Consider the following 17,925-nt stretch of genomic DNA (forward strand, 5'->3'; position numbering starts at 1 on the left):
GACTTCCACCTGCTTTCGTCAGTCTTTTCTAAAGAAACCAAAAATCCCGGTCGTTTGGACAATGTTTGTAAATGCTTTCGGGTCCACTTCTTTTACGATTTTTTCTAAATCGTACAATTCATACCTCGTGATGACGATAATCATCATTTCTTTCTGCTCGTTTGTAAAAGCTCCTTTGGCTGGGACAGTCGTTATGCCCCGCACCATTTTTCCATAAATGGCTTCTTTGATTTCGTCCGCTTTTTTCGTCACAATCATTGCTGTCAGCTTCATGTGCCTGGTATGAATCGCGTCGATCACCCTCGTTGTCACATACAAAGTAACAAGGGTATATAAAGCTTTCTCCCAACCTTGCAATAATCCTGCCGTCAGAATGATAATCCCGTTCAGAATAAAGAAATACGTGCCGACGGGTTTATCCTTCCACTTGGCCAGCACCATAGCGACGATATCAAGGCCGCCTGTCGAAGCGCCGTACTTTAATGTTAAACCGATTCCGACCGCGGAAATCACGCCGCCGAATACCGCGTTCAGCAGGATGTCATGAGACAGTCTCATTTCCGGCAGGATTCCCATAAACAATGTGGTCAGTGCGACACTCAAAATGCTGTACACCGTAAACGATCTGCCGACCTTCAGCCATCCTAAAATACCGACCGGAATATTTAAGAGGAACAAGAGCGTTCCCGTCGATATGTAGAAAGGGGCATATTGGTCAACGACGCTTGATAAAAGCTGGGCGACACCCGTGAATCCGCTGGCATATACATCTGCCGGAATCAGAAATAAGTTCAGCCCGGCCGCATTAAGTAAGGCCCCGATGATGACGATGAGTAATTTTTTTGTTTGATCTAGTACCATGGCATGTTCCTCCGCTCATTCTTCTTTATTATGTTTTCCCTTAAAACAAATATTTGAACACGATTTTGACAAATTAATATGATATAGTTGGCTTAAATCACATGATGACGAGCGATAAACGGAAAGAAGGGAAGCAAAATGACAGTTCATCTCATCGCTGACAGCGCCGCTGATCTGCCTCGTTCTTATTTTGAGGAAAACGGCATTGGCTTTATCCCGCTTAGGGTTTCTCTCGGCGACAAAGAATATGAAGATGCAGTCACGATTCATTCGGAACAAATATTTGAAGCGATGCAAAATGGGGAAGCGCCAAAGACGTCCCAAGCCTCACCGCAAACAATTAAAAATGTATTTTTGCAATATGCCAAAACAGGAGAGCCCGCACTTTACATCGCTTTTTCCTCAGGACTCTCCGGCACCTATCAGACAGCCGTCATGATCGCCAATGAAGTGAAGGAAGAATTCCCCGATTTTGATTTGCGGGTGATTGATTCCAAATGCGCTTCATTAGGCTGCGGTCTGGCCGTCCGGCATGCACGCGAACTCTGTATCAACGGAAATACAATACAAGAAATTGAAACGTCTGTAAAGAGCTTTTGCGCACAGCTTGAGCACATTTTTACAGTCGATGATTTAACGTACCTCGCCCGGGGCGGCCGAATTTCAAAAACGTCCGCTTTTGTCGGCGGTCTGCTTAATATTAAACCGCTTCTTCATATGGAGGACGGCAAGCTTGTGCCTCTTGAAAAAATCCGCGGACAGAAAAAGCTGTTCAAACGGATTATTGAATTAATGAAAGAGCGAGGAGACAATTGGAGCGAACAAACCGTTGGGATCAGCTATGCCGCTAACGAAGGAACAGCCAATGAAATGAAACACTTGATCGAAGACGCGTTCAAGCCGAAAGACATCATCATACACTCCATCGGCTCTGCTGTCGGATCCCATTCCGGGCCGGGCACACTGGCCATATTTTTTCTGGGTAGATCATAATAAAACAGCCAGGCTAAAAAAGCCCTGGCTGTTTTTTCATTTTTATTGAATTCCGACTGCGTCATATGCCTTTTCGACAGAAGCTGATTGCTTCGAGTCTTCACCGTATAAATCATTGGCAGCTTCGATTGCCGCTTGCTTCATCATGCTGAAGTCTGAAGAAGGCGTTACATAATATGTCAAAGCCCGGTAATAAATTTGCTCACAAGCTTCACGCCCGATCCCCTCAACCCGCACATCATGGTGCACGCCGCCTTCTGCGAGAAGATATGCCGCTTTATTGTGGATCGACGAATTGATATGCACCCCGCCGTAATCCTCTGTGCCCGTATAACGGTTTGAATAATGATCCGGATTCCCCTGCTTGGAAGGGTCCTCTAACGAACGTAAAGCATCCCCGCGTACATCCGGCGTATATACATCCTCGCCGATTTCCCAGTCATCCCGGTCTGTCATCGCCGCCATAATATCAGAAATGGATTCGTTTAACGCGCCGGGTTCTCCCTGATATAAAAGGCCGGCGGAATACTGGGTGACCGCGTGTGTCATTTCATGCGCCACAATGTCGAGCGATCCGGACAGCGGCTTAAACCTAGCGCCGTCACCATCCCCGTACACCATCTGCACACCGTTCCACGCCGCATTGTTCCACTGTGTTCCCACATGTACGGTAGACGTAATTCTCGCGCCGTTTTGATCAAAAGAATGGCGGCCGAACGTGCGGCTGTAATAGTCGTAAACGGTTTGTGCGTTTGCATGGGCATCTACAGCCGCCGGATCATGAAATACGGACGTGCCGCTGACCACTTCACTGCCTGTATACCCGATCAATTGAGACAAAAGGGTAAACAAGGTTTCGTTCAGGTTCTTTGCGTCAAAAGTATTTATCCCTTTTCCCCTTGTTTCGTCAGCCAAATAATAACGCCCATTCTGTTCAGTTACTTCAAAGCTTTTTTCTTCGCCTGATACGCCGATCCCTGTACCGGCTGCTTCATGAATGGCATTAAAAGAATCGATGACCTTTCCGCTTTTGGCATTAATGAAATAATGCCAATAACCAGGCTCAGGTTCAGACGTCGAAAGTCTTACAAGGTAGGCAAGGTCATATGCGCCTTCGTGCGGATAAATATATAATTCGGCTTTCGGTTCCCCGTCAACATACTCGATTTTTCCAATGGAGGCCTCAAGCGCACGGCGCGCTGTATGTATGGCTTTTTTCTTAGATACAGACGGTGTGACAGATATGTCATTTATTTGCGGGTGCACCTTCCCGAAGAAACTTTTCACTTGTTTGTTTTCCTTCATCGCGACCGCCTGTCCAAAGCCGTAAACAGGAATCCCTTTATACACTTCCTCTAATTTAAAAAATGTTTGTTTTGTCTTTTTATCCTTTATTGTTTTTGAAATGCGAAAATGTCTGTTCGCGTTTCCTTTGAGCTTAAAATGCGTTTGTTGCTTGTCCAGATATGAAAATAGCGCTTCTTTCTGCGTTAGGTTTTGAGCTGGCTGCCATGATGGCTGTGATTTTTCGATGATGTATGAAGGGGTTTGATACGTATGGTCGTATTTGATGCTTTGATCTGCTGAGGCATTTGATGCAAAAACACATTGAGCCGCCGCGCATAAGCCGGCCATAAACAGAGATGTTTTGAACAGTGTACGCAAAACACCACATCCTTCCTGTTTTGGAATCTATTTTTTCGTTCATCCTAACAAAAAAACCGAAACTTGTATGTGGTGCTTCGTTCCTATTTTCAGGAAAAAGAAAGAAGGACAGAGGTTTCGCTCCGTCCTTCAGCTCCTATTCTGCCAGTTTTTTATTCACGTAAATAATAACCCCTGCGCCATATGCCAAAATAAGCGGCGGAATCAGCTGCTCCTGGCCTTGAAATGAGATAAAGCTGTTCAGCAGAATGAACAAACCGGAATTCAAGAAAAAGTAGCCTGCTATTCTGGCCAGCCGATCCTTATCCCGGATACGTGCCTCATTAAAACCCGCCAGCATCCACGTCTGTTTTTTGATCCCGACAAAATAGGCTACCACAAAGAATAAAAGCGAAATGACAATTAATAGATAATTGATGCTGATCTCCATATTACAGCCTCCTACAACATTACTTGACGTTTAAATAAAGAAAAAAAGCGGCACAGCTAACCACAATCAGCAGAAGGACGACGAATGCATTGATGAGCGGCTGCACAAGAAGCAGAACAGCCAAAAACAGCAGATAGCCCGCACCGACCCTAGAAATCGTGACAATCTCATGTTGAGAGCGCATTTTGTTTTTTCTTACACCCGCAAACATCATTAACTTCTTCCGCTTCCACACATAGCCTGCGAGCACCGCCAAATAAAGAGCCAATGGCACATATCTGTATGAGGGCGGCAGCAGCGGCAGGAGTATGATTACAGCAATAAGAAAGACTGAAAGTCCGCTTTTTCCTAACACAGAACCCCTCCGTTTCTGTTCCTCCCCTTCACCCATCATCGCTTCGGCAAGCTCTTTCGGATGAGAAAACTCATTTTCGACAGCTTCCCGCAGATCCTCTACACTATGGCCGGCATTCATTCTGTCTTGTACAAAAGCGGTTAAATGGCCCTTCAATTCGGCTATCGTATTTTCTCTCTCTACTTCAGGCATATTCGCCAGCTCAGCGTTTAGTTCCTCCGTATAGCGGTCAATGATGTGCTGTGCATTCATAGCAAATCCCCCGATAAAGACAATAAAGCTTGATGGGTTTCCAGGTACTTCTCCAGCCGTTCTTTTAACATCTCTTCTCCTTTTTGCGTCATTTTGTAGTACTTCCTTTTCGGGCCGTCCAAAGAATCTTGCCAAAAAAATTCGACCCAGTCCTTCTCCGTCATCCGTTTCAAAATCGGATAAATCGCACCCTCTGAAATAGCCAGTGCCGGGGTTGTTTTTAAGGACGATGTCAGCTCATAACCATACATCGGTTTTGAGCGCAGCAGGGATAAAATAGCCAGCTCGAAAATCCCTTTGCGAAATTGAACAATCCAGCGGTCGTTAATTTGATTCGTTTTCATGGTTTAAATATATCGAAAAAATCACTATATATCAATGACATATAGCTATGAAAAATGTCCTATTTTCCCCATTAACAAAAATGGAATTTCTCATACTTTTTAACCTTTTTATTACAAAAATGTTTTTATATTATGAAAAGTAAGAAAAGTGAATTTCTTCAGTTTGAAAAGGAGCAGTCGAATGCAGAAATCGATATCATTTTTTATCATTTTTTCAGTCCTCTGGGGGTCTTTATTTCTGTTTTCAATCATTGGCAGCTTAGGGACAACCCCGATTCCGCTGACAAAGGACTCCAAATTTCTCATGTCCAGCGTCATTCCTCAAGGCTGGGGCTTTTTCAGCAAAAACCCCCGTGATACCGCCATCGGCTTATATGAAGATGGAGATGCCAGCGCCAAGGTCAGGTGGCCTAATATGAGGGCTGATAATCTATTCGGCCTGTATCGTTATGGGCGATCGCAGGGCGTAGAAATGGGCGTGATCTACAGCCAAGTCGGCAAGGAACAGTGGACAGAATGTAAAGAAACGGACCTGAGTGCCTGCAAAAGCAAAGCCAAAACCGTTCAGCTGCAAACACCGGCGCCCCGCCCGCTGCTTTGCGGCAGCTATTATTTGACGAAAGAGGACATCGTTCCATGGAGCTATTCTAAATACACCGCTTCATCTTATCAGGTAAAAAGCATAGTCAAGGTTGTGATCTCATGCTCGAAAACATAAAACAGACCATCACCGGATGGGACAAAAAAAACCCGTGGACAAATGTATACGGACTCGCGCGAAGCATTATTGCTTTATCCAGCCTGCTGACGCTGCTTGTCAATCATCCGAGCCTCATTATGAAGCCAGCCAGCGGAATCAGCAGTTACCCTGCTTGTAAAATGAATCTCAGTCTCTTTTGCCTCGGCGAAAATAACTATATGATGTTAAATCTGTTCAGGTGGGTCTGTATTGCCATTCTGGTGCTTGTTGTGATCGGGTGGCGCCCCAGAATCACCGGGATTCTCCATTGGTATGTCAGTTACAGCCTGCAGTCGTCGTTAATTGTCATCGACGGAGGCGAGCAGGCAGCCGCGGTTATCACATTTTTGCTGATTCCTATCACGCTGACTGACCCGAGAAAATGGCATTGGAGCGGGAGGCCTGATGACCCAGAGGGCCAAAGAACAATTGGTAAAATCACAGCTTTTATTTCTTATTTTGTCATCAGACTTCAAGTAGCGGTACTTTACTTCCACTCTACTGTCGCTAAGCTGTCTCAGCAGGAATGGGTGGACGGAACGGCCGTCTATTATTTCGCCCAGGAAAAAACCATCGGCTTCAACGGCTTTTTTCAGGCTTTAACGAAGCCGTTTGTATCAAGTCCGTTTGTGGTGATTCCGACATGGGGGACGCTTCTCGTTCAGATTGTCATCTTTGCGGCACTGTTCGCGCCGAAGAAGCATTGGAGATTGATTTTAATCATCGCTGTTTTTATGCACGAGATATTCGCGGTTATGCTGGGTTTAATCAGCTTTTCACTCATCATGGCCGGCATTTTGATATTGTATCTCACTCCAATTGATTCCACGTTTCAATTTACATATATACGCAGACTGAAGTGGAATAAAAAAGAAAAGAAGGGAGAGGTTTCAGTTTGAAGAAGGCGTTTCTTGTATTTTTGTCGGTTGTATTGGTGACGACAGTGTTTTTGGTGAAGCAGCAGGAAAGTGTAGCACAGGCGAAGCAGCTTGAGTATTCAGGTGAAGAGATTTTTAAAGGGTTTGTGTTTGCTCAGGGTGAAGTGGGCAAAAAGCTTCCAGAGGTATTTAATAAAGCCATGACTGACAAGCTCAACACAAAACAGGCAAAGGCTTTTGCCAATCAGGTTGTTGCTGATATCAAAAAAGAGGATGCTGACTTTTTTGACAATCTGAAGAAAGCTGTTTACAGCAAAGATGCAATGAAGGTGGATGAACTGCTGAAAAAAGCAGGTCAAATCGTTGAAGAAAAAGTAGAAGCTGCAAAGGACATCGCCGCTTCCAAGGATGATACGTCCAGAGTTCAAGCCGAGCTCGTCAACACGGTCGATACCGCTAACTATTTCTATTATGTTTCTTATGTTGCCGCAGCCGGTGCGCTGATTCTTGTCATTCTTGCCATTGATATTACGCCGATCGCGATTTCAGACAATGTGGATCGCGAAATGGCAATCAGAACGCTGGTTGATGAATTAAATTAGAAATAAAAAAGGCTCGCTCCGCAGTTCTGCTGCAGGTGAGCCTTTTTCATGCACTATTTTTTCTCGTATGTCCAGCCGTCTTCCTGATACACTTTTCCGTTTTTCATTAAGTGGCCAAGCGCCCGTTTAAAGGCAGCCTTGCTCATGTTAAAACGTTCTTTGATATCATCGGGCTGGCTTTTGTCGCTGTACGGCATGGCGCCGTTTCTCGTTCTTAAATACGTAAGAATATACTCGGCATCAACAGACAGCGCATCCTGCTTTCTCGGAAGAAGCGACATATTCACTGAGCCGTCTTCCTTCACTTGAATCACACGTCCTGTCACTTTTGAGCCGAGTCTAGGCTCTTCTTTTCTTTCTGATGAATGAATAAAACCGCGGATTCCGTCATCCGTAATGATGAACGATCCTGAAGCGATCAGCCTGTACACCGTTCCGGTCAGCTCTTTATTCATCAGATCGTCTGAAGCGTCCGTAAACAGCTCGCTGATGATGTCCTCCGGTGCGGGTTTGGCAAACATGCGCCCCCGATTTGTCACCTTCAGCATACAGTAGAGCTTATCCCCTTTTTGCGGCCAGACATCTTCATACGGCGGCAGATGCTCTGTTGCGACAAGCGCGTCTTTCGAAAGGCCGACATCGACGAATACGCCCATATCATCTACCGTGTCCACCACTTCTACCCATCCGTACTCATCAGCGCTGATGACCGGAATTTTCATCGTTGCTGCAAGCCGTTCCTGCTGGTCAACGTATATAAAGACCTCTACCTCATCTCTATCTTCTATATCCTCTGTCACTTCACTGTTATGTAAGAGAATCGTATCTTCTCCATCGGTTAAAAAGTAACCGAAGTCCGTTTCGTGATCTATACTCAAGGTTAATTGCTGCCCTGGTCTCATGCTATCGTCCTTCCTCTTCCCGCTGATTTCACTGCGGATCTTGTTAACATTTTTTCCAATCATCACAAATTGATTCTTTGTTCTGTTGGAAGTTTCTCTTTATTCTACTATAATCAACACATAAGTTAAATGTTATGGAGGTTTTCATATGGCAAAAGAAAGTTCATTTGATATTGTATCCAAGGTGGAACTCCCTGAAGTGCAAAACGCGATTCAAATCGCACTGAAGGAAATCAGCACACGCTATGACTTCAAAGGGAGCAAAAGTGACATTTCATTAGATAAAGAAGAGCTTGTTCTTGTTTCCGATGACGAATTCAAATTAAGCCAGCTCAAGGATGTGCTTGTCAGCAAATTGATTAAGCGCAGCGTGCCGACAAAAAACATTGATTACGCCAAAATTGAGAACGCGTCCGGCGGCACCGTACGCCAGCGCGCAAAGCTTGTTCAAGGGATTGACAAAGACAACGCCAAAAAAATCAATACCATCATCAAAAACTCCGGACTGAAAGTAAAGTCTCAAGTGCAGGATGATCAAGTGCGTGTCACCGGAAAAAACAAGGATGATCTTCAGCAGGTTATCGCAGCCGTTCGAGGTGCTGATCTGCCAATTGACGTTCAATTTATAAATTTCAGATAAATTTTCTGATTCCTATTGATTATTGTCTTTATTTTCGGTAAATTTGGAGAAAGGGAAAATGCCAGGCATCTTTTGGCAGCTCCTGAACATGTAAAATTTCATATCCGTTCTTATCAAGAGAAGCAGAGGGACTGGCCCGACGAAGCTTCAGCAACCGGTGTAAATGGCGCATTGCCATGACCAAGGTGCTAAATCCAGCAAGCTCGAACAGCTTGGAAGATAAGAAGAGACAATATCACTGACAAAGTCTTCTTCTTAAGAGGACTTTTTTTATTTCTCTTTTTTCCTTGCTGAATGTGAATAAAGGAGGCAGACAATGGGACTTTTAGAAGATTTGAAGAAACAGGTGTTAATCGGTGACGGCGCAATGGGCACGCTGCTTTACTCCTTCGGAATAGACAGGTGCTTTGAGGAGCTCAATCTTTCAAAACCTGAGGAAATTCAGCGTATACATAAAGCCTATGTCGAAGCGGGAGCAAACATCATTCAAACCAACACGTACGGAGCGAACTATATTAAATTATCGAGACACGGCCTTGAAGATGACATCAAAAAAATGAATCAGGAGGCAGTAAAAATCGCGCGGGCTTCCGCCGGCGATGCGTATGTGCTCGGGACGATGGGCGGCATCCGCACGTTTAACAAAAATGCGTACAGCCTTGACGAAATCAAACGAAGCTTTCGCGAACAGCTGTACTTACTGCTGCATGAAGAGCCGGACGGTTTGCTGTTAGAAACGTATTATGATTTGGAAGAAGCCCGTGAAGTGTTGAAAATCGCCCGGAAAGAAACCAATCTCCCGATTATGCTGAATGTATCCATGCATGAGCAAGGCGTACTTCAGGATGGAACGCCGCTTTCTGATGCGCTGCGCTCGGTTGCGGATCTCGGTTCCGATATCGTCGGCATTAACTGCCGGCTCGGCCCTTACCACATGATTGAAGCGCTCAGTGAAGTGCCGATTTTTGATGACGTGTTTTTATCTGTCTACCCGAACAGCAGCCTCCCCTCACTCGAAGAAGGCCGCCTTGTATATGAAACTGCCGACAAGTATTTTCAAAACAGCGCGGCTGAGTTCCGCAAGCAAGGCGCGCGGATTATCGGCGGCTGCTGCGGCACCACGCCAAACCATATCCGGGCTATGGCAGAAGCTGTGGGCGGTCTCGTCCCTGTTACGGAAAAGCATGTAAAGGTTCGGGCAAAGGAATTGGTGACTGTTCAGCACGAACGGACAGAGCCGGGATTAAATGAAATCGCTGCGGAAAAGCGCTCAATTATTGTTGAGCTGGACCCGCCGAAGAAATTGAGCTTTGACAAATTTCTGTCCGCCGCTGCCGAATTAAAAGAAGCGGGAATCGATGCCCTGACGCTCGCCGATAACTCACTGGCAACCCCGCGGATCAGCAATGTTGCCTGCGGCGCCCTTGTCAAGCAGCAGCTCGATATGCGGTCTCTTGTCCATATTACATGCCGGGACCGAAACATTATCGGACTCCAGTCACATTTAATGGGACTCGACACATTAGGGCTGCATGATGTGCTGGCGATTACCGGCGATCCTTCTAAAATCGGTGATTTCCCGGGTGCAACGTCTGTCTATGATTTAACATCCTTTGATTTAATCAGGCTGATTAAACAGTTCAATGAAGGGCTGTCTCTGTCCGGAAAACCGCTCGGAAAGAAAACCAATTTCTCAGTGGCCGCTGCTTTTAATCCAAACGTCCGCCATCTCGATAAAGCCGTAAAACGGCTGGAGAAAAAAATAGACTGCGGCGCTGATTATTTTATCTCACAGCCCGTCTATTCGGAGCAGCAGCTTGTCGATATTCATAATGAAACAAAGCATTTGAAGACTCCGATTTATATCGGCGTTATGCCGCTGACAAGCAGCCGGAACGCTGAGTTTATCCATAACGAAATTCCCGGCATCAAGCTGTCCGATTCCATACGCGAAAAAATGGCGCGCGCCGGCGAAGATAAAGAGAAACAAAAGGCGGAAGGCCTTGCGATTGCACGCTCCCTGCTGGATACTGCCTGCGAGCTGTTTAACGGCATCTATTTAATCACGCCTTTTCTCAGATCTGACTTGACGTCGGAACTTACTTCTTACATTAAGCAAAAAGATGAACAGCGTCAGAATATTTATTTGCATTAACATCGCTTTCTAAGACTGTCCGAACCAATTGGGCAGTCTTTTTCAAACCCGATTCGTGTTACGATATAGAAAATAAATCACATAGGAGGAGGAACATCATGCTTGAAGTGAAAACCATACCCGCAGAGGATACATATGAAATCAGGAACCGCATTTTGCGTCCCCATCAATCAATTGAACAATGCAAATATGAACAGGATCAAGCAGAAGGCTCTTTCCATCTCGGCGCTTTTTTTGAAGGAACGCTGATCAGCATCGCTTCCTTTTCTCCCGAAAATCAGCCGCTATTGACTGATTCACCCGCATATCGGCTTAGAGGCATGGCAACGCTCGAAGAATACCGTGATCAAAAAGCCGGAAGCACACTGATCACATACGCGGAGCAGAAGCTGGCCGATATGGGCGTGCAGGCGGTCTGGTGCAACGCAAGATACCATGTGAAAGGCTATTACGAAAAGCTTGGCTGGAAAGAACTTGGCGAGCCGTTTGAGATTTCCGGCATTGGCACCCATATTGTGATGTACAAAAAAACAGGAACAAGCAGGTGATGACATGCATTCAGCAATTGAGCTGATTCAGCTTACTGAAAAACATGCGCCCGGCCTATTGCGTCTGTGCCGGCAAGCCGGGTGGCCGGATTACGGCGAACGAGAGCTGCAGTTGCTTGTAAAACATGGACGCTTCTTCGGGTATCAAAACAGCCAAGGAGACATCATCTCCTGCATCGGTTTGTTTTTGTATGGCCGACTTGCTTCTATCGGACTTGTTATCGTCGACAACGAGTACAAACGGCGAGGTCTGGGGCGGCGTATGGTGAACGCGTGTATCAGCCAAGTCGATGAAAACACCGCCATCATGCTTTGCGCCACGAAGGAAGGTTTGCCGCTTTATGAAAAAGCCGGATTTCAAACAGCGGATTCAATCCGCAAATACAGCTGTCAAAGCTTCAAGCCGCTTACAAAGCAGCATGACATTGAACTGACATCTTTTACAGAAAAGGATTTTCCGGAATTAATCGCGGCTGATCAAGCCGCCTTTGGCGGAGACAGAGCAGCACTCCTGCATCATTTGATCTCTCAATCAGCGGAATGTGTAATTGCCAGAAATATTGAAGGCGAATTCATTGGCTATGGCTTATCTGTACAGACACCGGCCAATCTGAAATTAGGCCCGCTTATCGCACCGTCACCGGGTCTCGCTGCTGTATTGGTCAACAGGCTGGCCGCAGGAAAACAAGGACCGATGCGAATCGACGTGCCTGGTGCCAACGCATTTCTGCATGACAGCCTGGAAGCAATGGGATTTCACTTAGACGATGAGCCCCCGCTTATGATGTACCAAAAAAAGATGCTGCCTGCACGAAACAGACAATTATTCGCTGTCATCTCACAGGCGCTCGGTTAACCTTTTTTACCCGAACAGGAAGATTCTGTTCGGTTTTTTTAATGCCTTCAGGGACACTCTAAGCAGAAGAAAAGGAGTGTGCTTTGAGATGGAAACATCAAAACAAAATAACGGAATGACGATTGTAGCTATCGGTTCAATCCCTTTAATATTAACCCTTGGAAACTCTATGCTTATTCCTATACTGCCAAAAATGAAATCTGAACTTCATTTATCCCAATTTCAAGTCAGTCTCGTGATCACGGTGTTTTCCCTGATTGCGGCGTTTGCGATTCCGATTGTCGGCTATCTCGCAGACCGGTTTTCACGGAAAATCATCATTATTCCCTGCTTATTTTTGTATGGAGCAGGCGGATTGCTGGCCGGGTTTGCGGCAGGTTTTTTTGACAATGCTTATCCGTGGGTCATGGCTGGCCGGGCTCTTCAGGGTATCGGAGCAGCCGGAACGGGACCGATTGCGATGGCGCTGTCAGCGGACCTATTTAAAGGCGCGCAGGAAAGCAGAGTGCTCGGCCTTGTTGAAGCGTCAAACGGAATGGGGAAAGTTCTATCGCCGATTATTGGCTCACTTATCGCCCTGATCGTTTGGTATGGCGCATTTTTTGCCTTTCCTGTGTTTTGTATCATTTCAATCGTGCTGACTTGGATTTTTATTAAAGAAAAGGAAAAAGAAAAAGAACCGCCTCCTATCGGAAAATATGCAAAAGGGCTGTTAAGTGTATTTAAGCATGAAGGCAGATGGCTGTTTACCGCTTATTTAGCCGGGGCTACCTGTTTGTTTACCTTATTCGGCATTTTGTTTTACCTATCAGACGTACTGGAAAAAACATACGATACAGACGGCGTCAAAAAAGGGCTGATTTTGGCGATTCCCCTTTTGGTCATGTGTGTGACATCCTATACGACGGGCAGCAAAATCGGACAAAAGCAATCGTTAATGAAAAAACTGATCGTCATCGGTTTAGCGTTTATGACTGTGTCTTACGCGGCACTGTCATTCATTGAAAATCTTGTCCTGTTTATCAGCGTTCTCGTGCTGAGCAGTATCGGTTCAGGCCTTGTCCTTCCTTGTATTAACAGCTTTATCACAGGCGCTGTCGGCAAAGAACGACGGGGTTTTGTGACATCGCTGTACGGATCAGTGCGTTTTCTGGGGGTGGCGATCGGGCCTCCTATTTTCGGGCGCTTGATGCAGTGGTCAAGACCCGGCATGTTCTTAAGCATTGCGGGCTTGACACTGGTTGTCGGTATTCTTGTGCTTACGCTGATTCATGTCAAACAAAATAAAGAAGAAACGAATGAAACCGAAGAGCCTGCAATGAATGGCAATCGGCTTCAGCCGGCTGAGGAAAGGTAGCGTCCGGTTTGAAAATCGAACGGATCGAGACCTTTCCGCTCTTGCACCGATTAGAGAAACCTTACGGAGATGCAAACGGATTTAAACAATACCGGACATGCTATCTGATCAGAATTATCACAGAAAGCGGCATTGACGGCTGGGGAGAGTGCGCGGATTGGCTCCCGGCCCTGCATGTCGGTTTCACAAAACGAATCATTCCCTATCTCTTAGGTAAACAGGCAGGCAGCCGCCTGCCTTTAGTGCGCACAATCAAAAAATGGCATCAGCGGGCGGCATCGGCTGTAAGTATGGCACTGACGGAGATTGCGGCAAAAACAGCAGGTTGTTCCGTATGCGACATGTGGGGCGGGCGGTACAGAGAAGAACTCCCTGTATATGCCTCTTTCCAATCATATTCAGACCAGCCGCAATGGATCAGCAGCTCGCTTACGAATGTTGAAGTTCAATTGAAACAGGGCTTCAATCAAATCAAAGTCAAAATTGGCGGGACAACCTTTGAGGAAGATGTGCGGCATATCACTGCCCTGCAAACCACGGCCGGCAGCTCTGTTTCTATTATTCTGGACGCAAACCAAAGCTACGATACAGCAGCAGCTTTAAAGTGGGAGCGTCTTTTTTCGAAATGGGCCAATATTAGCTGGCTGGAAGAGCCTCTGCCTTTTGACCAGCCGCAGGATTACACTTTGCTGCGGAGCCGTTTATCCGTTCCTGTCGCCGGCGGAGAAAATATGAAAGGCGCGGCACAATTTGCGCCTCTCCTCTCACAGCGCTGCCTGGATATTATTCAGCCTGATGTCATGCATGTCAATGGAATCGATGAGTTTCGCGACTGCCTCCAGCTCGCGCGTTATTTCGGTGTGAGAGCGTCTGCCCATGCCTATGACGGTGCTCTTTCCCGGCTTTATGCTTTATTTGCGCAGGCCTGTCTGCCTCCGTGGTCAAAAATGGAGAACGACCAAATTGAACCGATTGAGTGGGACGTAATGGAGAATCCTTTTACAGAACTGATCAGCCTTAAGCCTTCAAAAGGTATCGTGCACCTCCCGAAAGGAACAGGGATCGGCAAAGAGATCAATATGGAGATCATCAATCGGTATATGTGGGATGGTTCAGCGTTTTAAGCTGTCCCATCCCTTTATTTATAGACATAAATCATGGACAGCCTCATAAAATGGTAACAGCGGACAAGTCTTTTCATAAAGGAGCAAATGACTTAATGGCTGAACTGCTGATGAAAGCAAAACTCACGTTTATGATTGTCACAGGCGGTGTATTACAGGGACTCGGCATGTCCTTATTTTTATTTCCGCATGATATTCCGACAGGCGGGGCGGCAGGTATTGCGGTCTTATTGCACCATTTGTTTCACATTCCCCACGGCTTCTCGGTATGGGCTGTGAATGTGTCAATGCTTTTCACTGCTTTAAAATGGCTGGAGATGAGAACATTCACCGGCACTCTCGCCTCGATTACCGTCACCTCTGTATCGGTATTGATCTTCGATGTCATTTTTCCGGACATCACCTCAAACCTGTGGCTTGATTTGGCAAGCGGCGCTGTTTTATTAGGACTCGGCATCGGACTTTTATACAAATATAAAATTTCTAACGGAGGGTTTGGAGCCCTTGCTCTTATGATCTCAATTTACCGGGGCGGAAACCCGGGAACCATCTTGCTCATTATGAATTGCATCATTTTTATGATTACCGCATCAATTATTGCCTGGGGCATTGTGATTCAAGCTCTGATTTGCCAAGTGATATCAACAAGAGTCATCGACTTCATCTATAACATCCGCCTGACCTCTCTTCCCATACTTACGCCTATGTACCGTCATAAAAAATAATAGGCAAGAGGCTCTCCCGATACAGAGAGCCCCGCAGCCGCTGTTTTACAAATAAAAGGTATCGGATCTTAACCCCAAGCGCAAAGTCTCCAGAGCAATCGCATCATGAAATGAGATATTCGCCAGATTGACATTCGGCCCGATCCTTTGAATAAAACCTTGCTGGAGCGTTTTGTTCGGTGCTTCAAATATCATTCTGCTGATATCAATATCCGACAAAATGATATCATCAACGATTTGAAACCGGACATCTCCGCTGCTGGAACAGATCCCCCCTGTCCCGCTTTCCCTTGCTTCCGTAATCACTTTCTCTGCGCCTGCCTCCATATCTTCGAGAATATACTCAAGCCATTCCTCAGAGCACTGGCAGCTTGATACTTCCTCATCCTTGCTGCCCACCTCGCTGAGCACAAGAAATTCATCAGAAAAATCAGCAATATAAGCCGCTTTTTCTTTATTCGTCATCGGGAGAGTGCCATTTGAAATCTCAATATATTCACACCCGAAGTAGGTGCAGTACCGATGAAATTCGTTGACTTTATTCTGGCTTACATATTTCTCAAACAGCGTGCCGCCGAAGAAAAACTTCACGTCATGCTCTTTCAGGGAGCTGATTTTTTCTTCAAGGTCTTTCGTAAGTAATGAAGTGCCCCAGCCGAACTTCACAAAATCTATATAGTCGGATGCCGCGCCTATCACATCTTTGAAAAACTGTAAGGGGTAGCCGTTGTCGATTAAAATGGTCTGTCCGTTTTCCCTCGGTTTACTTGTTCTCATTGGCAATTCTAGTGAAAAATCATTCATATCATGACCCTCTCAATCGTTGGAACTTCTCTTTCTTGTTTTACTTTCATCACGAAATCGCCCATTATTTCTTTTGTACAGTACGCAATGTCTTCCGGTTCAAATAACGGCTGGCTCCTGTCAAAAAACTTCTCCGCAACGGATGAGTTTTTGATTCTTTCAATCACTTCGGCCGCCGCACCATTCGTCCCTTCTATGATGCCTTTGATATATTCCGCACACGCCATATCATCATCACCTGACGGATGGGAAGCCACAATGTTCAGCACACAATCTTTTGCAGCGAGCTTATTCACATATTCCGCTGTTGTTCTGGCATTAGAAAATCCGGTCACAAAAAGATGCTTGGCCTTCAGCGCTCCTAACGCCGCTGTGACGCCGTTTGTCGTTTTCTGGATCAGCCGCTTATCCGCCATATCCTGCTCTGCCATACGTTTTGGAGAATTATCCAAATCAAATCCTTTGATTCCGACCCCCTTTTCCTCTCCTGTTAATACATAATCCGGATAGGTTTCTTTCAACTTGAAAGCTTCTTCAGTTGTCCGGACCAAGAGAATTTCTTTCGCCCCGCCGATAAAAGCAAAATGGGCCACGGTAAAGGCTCGAATGACGTCAATAACGATATTGATATCTGCCGGGGCAAGTGAATGATGATGCCCCTGATAAATGGTAATCGGCATAATACCTCTCCTTGGGCATAAAACCATTTTGCTAAAAAGCATATTCAGCTGGTCTCTTATTGGTTCCGCCGCGCCTCCGTCTCCTCATTTTAGGCGGCCGCACACCTAAAAACCCTGAACCTTTATCTCAAAAGTGAATAGTCTGCCTATAACTCGATCAATAGATAAAAAACAGACAGATGCAAAACGGGGGGAAAATATTGAACGAACACATCACCTTTGACACATGGAACGAAACGCTGGCAAAAGAGATGACGGACCAATTGATCGATGAGCTCGATGTATTGAAATGGGCTTACAGGACATACGGGGATAAGATCGTGTATGCATGCAGCTTTGGCGCTGAAGGGATGGTGCTTCTCGACTTAATTTCAAAGATCAACAAACATGCGCACATCATCTTTTTAGATACAGGGCTCCATTTTCAGGAAACATATGAGCTGATCGAAGCCGTCAAACAAAAATACCCGGCATTTACGATCCAGCTGCTTGAACCCGAGCTGAACTTAAAAGAACAAGCGGCGCAATACGGCGATGAATTATGGAAACACAACCCGAATCTCTGCTGTCAATTACGGAAAATCGCACCTCTGCAAAAACACTTATCAGGCATGACAGCTTGGATTTCAGGTCTGCGCCGGGAGCAATCGCCGACGAGAAAACATATTCAATTCATCAATCAGGATCAGAAATTTAAGCTTATTAAAATCTGTCCGCTCATTCACTGGACATGGGATGATGTTTGGACGTACATCCGGCTCCACAATTTGCCTTACAACAAACTGCACGATCAAAATTACCCGAGCATAGGCTGTGAAATGTGCACATTGCCTTCTTCAAACCCAAATGATGAGAGAGCGGGAAGATGGGCCGGACGCGAGAAAACTGAATGCGGTCTGCACCAGGAATGAAAGACCGTATGTCGTGAGAATGGAAGCGCCGGCAGGTTTCAATCTACATTTTCTATTGATGAGAAAGCCCGTCCAGCGAAGAAATGGCAGACTATTAAAAAACA

The 17,925-nt window shown here is 45.9% G+C and carries 19 protein-coding genes, 1 pseudogene and 1 riboswitch; of the genes and pseudogenes, 12 read left to right on the forward strand and 8 right to left on the reverse strand.

The window, feature by feature from the left end; all coding sequences use genetic code 11:
- Positions 1-18: 18 nt before the first annotated feature.
- On the reverse strand, positions 19-861 hold the full coding sequence (locus H7F27_RS14930; protein WP_024120888.1) for a YitT family protein: 843 nt from the start codon (positions 859-861) through the stop codon (positions 19-21).
- 138 nt (positions 862-999) lie between these two features.
- On the opposite strand from H7F27_RS14930, the gene H7F27_RS14935 reads away from it, so the two are divergent.
- Positions 1,000-1,854: a DegV family protein gene (locus H7F27_RS14935; RefSeq protein WP_185848090.1), complete on the forward strand. Its 855-nt coding sequence runs from the start codon at positions 1,000-1,002 to the stop codon at positions 1,852-1,854.
- Between the two features lie 42 nt (positions 1,855-1,896).
- Here H7F27_RS14935 and H7F27_RS14940 read toward each other — a convergent pair whose 3' ends face one another.
- The 4 genes from H7F27_RS14940 to H7F27_RS14955 form a co-directional block, all read right to left on the reverse strand.
- On the reverse strand, positions 1,897-3,519 hold the full coding sequence (locus H7F27_RS14940; RefSeq protein WP_101860821.1) for a M4 family metallopeptidase: 1,623 nt from the start codon (positions 3,517-3,519) through the stop codon (positions 1,897-1,899).
- Positions 3,520-3,655: 136 nt separating this feature from the next.
- Positions 3,656-3,949, reverse strand: a complete 294-nt coding sequence (locus tag H7F27_RS14945; RefSeq protein WP_101860822.1) for a DUF3784 domain-containing protein — start codon at positions 3,947-3,949, stop codon at positions 3,656-3,658.
- 19 nt (positions 3,950-3,968) lie between these two features.
- Positions 3,969-4,556 carry an HAAS signaling domain-containing protein gene (locus H7F27_RS14950; RefSeq protein ID WP_101860823.1) on the reverse strand — a complete coding sequence of 196 codons (588 nt, stop codon included), beginning with the start codon at positions 4,554-4,556 and terminating at the stop codon, positions 3,969-3,971.
- Positions 4,553-4,900: a PadR family transcriptional regulator gene (locus H7F27_RS14955; protein ID WP_010333707.1), complete on the reverse strand. Its 348-nt coding sequence runs from the start codon at positions 4,898-4,900 to the stop codon at positions 4,553-4,555. The genes H7F27_RS14950 and H7F27_RS14955 overlap by 4 nt, the downstream gene beginning before the upstream one ends.
- A 181-nt stretch (positions 4,901-5,081) precedes the next feature.
- On the opposite strand from H7F27_RS14955, the gene H7F27_RS14960 reads away from it, so the two are divergent.
- The 3 genes from H7F27_RS14960 to H7F27_RS14970 are packed head-to-tail and all read left to right on the forward strand — an operon-like array spanning position 5,082 to position 7,119.
- The gene (locus H7F27_RS14960) at positions 5,082-5,618 is read left to right on the forward strand and encodes an SdpA family antimicrobial peptide system protein (protein ID WP_024120883.1); all 537 of its coding nucleotides are present in this window, start codon (positions 5,082-5,084) and stop codon (positions 5,616-5,618) included.
- Positions 5,603-6,538: a sporulation-delaying protein SdpB family protein gene (locus H7F27_RS14965; RefSeq protein ID WP_024120882.1), complete on the forward strand. Its 936-nt coding sequence runs from the start codon at positions 5,603-5,605 to the stop codon at positions 6,536-6,538. The genes H7F27_RS14960 and H7F27_RS14965 overlap by 16 nt, the downstream gene beginning before the upstream one ends.
- Entirely contained in the window at positions 6,535-7,119 is a 585-nt protein-coding gene (locus H7F27_RS14970) for a sporulation delaying protein family toxin (protein WP_024120881.1), read from the forward strand. The genes H7F27_RS14965 and H7F27_RS14970 overlap by 4 nt, the downstream gene beginning before the upstream one ends.
- Before the next feature lie 53 nt (positions 7,120-7,172).
- Here the strand turns inward: H7F27_RS14970 and H7F27_RS14975 are convergent.
- Positions 7,173-8,071: pseudogene (locus H7F27_RS14975) on the reverse strand (S1 RNA-binding domain-containing protein).
- A gap of 98 nt (positions 8,072-8,169) precedes the next feature.
- Here H7F27_RS14975 and H7F27_RS14980 point away from each other — a divergent pair.
- The 7 genes from H7F27_RS14980 (at position 8,170) to H7F27_RS15010 (ending at position 15,426) form a co-directional block, all read left to right on the forward strand.
- Positions 8,170-8,661, forward strand: a complete 492-nt coding sequence (locus tag H7F27_RS14980) for a YajQ family cyclic di-GMP-binding protein (protein ID WP_044156433.1) — start codon at positions 8,170-8,172, stop codon at positions 8,659-8,661.
- A 107-nt stretch (positions 8,662-8,768) separates the two neighbouring features.
- A riboswitch (SAM riboswitch) is annotated at positions 8,769-8,887 on the forward strand.
- Between the two features lie 90 nt (positions 8,888-8,977).
- Positions 8,978-10,816, forward strand: coding sequence for a bifunctional homocysteine S-methyltransferase/methylenetetrahydrofolate reductase (locus H7F27_RS14985; protein ID WP_185848091.1), 1,839 nt, complete (start codon positions 8,978-8,980; stop codon positions 10,814-10,816).
- Between the two features lie 98 nt (positions 10,817-10,914).
- Positions 10,915-11,364, forward strand: a complete 450-nt coding sequence (locus H7F27_RS14990; protein WP_101860826.1) for a GNAT family N-acetyltransferase — start codon at positions 10,915-10,917, stop codon at positions 11,362-11,364.
- Between the two features lie 4 nt (positions 11,365-11,368).
- The gene (locus H7F27_RS14995) at positions 11,369-12,220 is read left to right on the forward strand and encodes a GNAT family N-acetyltransferase (RefSeq protein WP_185848092.1); all 852 of its coding nucleotides are present in this window, start codon (positions 11,369-11,371) and stop codon (positions 12,218-12,220) included.
- Positions 12,221-12,308: 88 nt separating this feature from the next.
- Positions 12,309-13,577, forward strand: coding sequence for an MFS transporter (locus tag H7F27_RS15000; protein ID WP_101860828.1), 1,269 nt, complete (start codon positions 12,309-12,311; stop codon positions 13,575-13,577).
- 8 nt (positions 13,578-13,585) lie between these two features.
- On the forward strand, positions 13,586-14,701 hold the full coding sequence (locus tag H7F27_RS15005; protein WP_101860829.1) for a mandelate racemase/muconate lactonizing enzyme family protein: 1,116 nt from the start codon (positions 13,586-13,588) through the stop codon (positions 14,699-14,701).
- A gap of 95 nt (positions 14,702-14,796) precedes the next feature.
- Entirely contained in the window at positions 14,797-15,426 is a 630-nt protein-coding gene (locus H7F27_RS15010; RefSeq protein WP_010333695.1) for a YitT family protein, read from the forward strand.
- Between the two features lie 45 nt (positions 15,427-15,471).
- Here H7F27_RS15010 and H7F27_RS15015 read toward each other — a convergent pair whose 3' ends face one another.
- Together H7F27_RS15015 and H7F27_RS15020 are read right to left on the reverse strand one after the other, a co-directional pair.
- On the reverse strand, positions 15,472-16,230 hold the full coding sequence (locus H7F27_RS15015) for a phosphosulfolactate synthase (protein WP_095713651.1): 759 nt from the start codon (positions 16,228-16,230) through the stop codon (positions 15,472-15,474).
- Entirely contained in the window at positions 16,227-16,910 is a 684-nt protein-coding gene (locus tag H7F27_RS15020) for a 2-phosphosulfolactate phosphatase (RefSeq protein WP_024120871.1), read from the reverse strand. The genes H7F27_RS15015 and H7F27_RS15020 overlap by 4 nt, the downstream gene beginning before the upstream one ends.
- 200 nt (positions 16,911-17,110) lie before the next feature.
- Between H7F27_RS15020 and H7F27_RS15025 the strand changes: the two genes are divergently transcribed.
- Positions 17,111-17,821 (forward strand): phosphoadenylyl-sulfate reductase, encoded by a 711-nt coding sequence (locus tag H7F27_RS15025; RefSeq protein WP_024120870.1) that lies wholly within the window; start codon positions 17,111-17,113, stop codon positions 17,819-17,821.
- Positions 17,822-17,925: the final 104 nt, after the last annotated feature.

It is taken from the genome of Bacillus sp. PAMC26543 (assembly GCF_014250375.1).
Taxonomy (GTDB): Bacteria; Bacillota; Bacilli; order Bacillales; family Bacillaceae; genus Bacillus; species Bacillus halotolerans.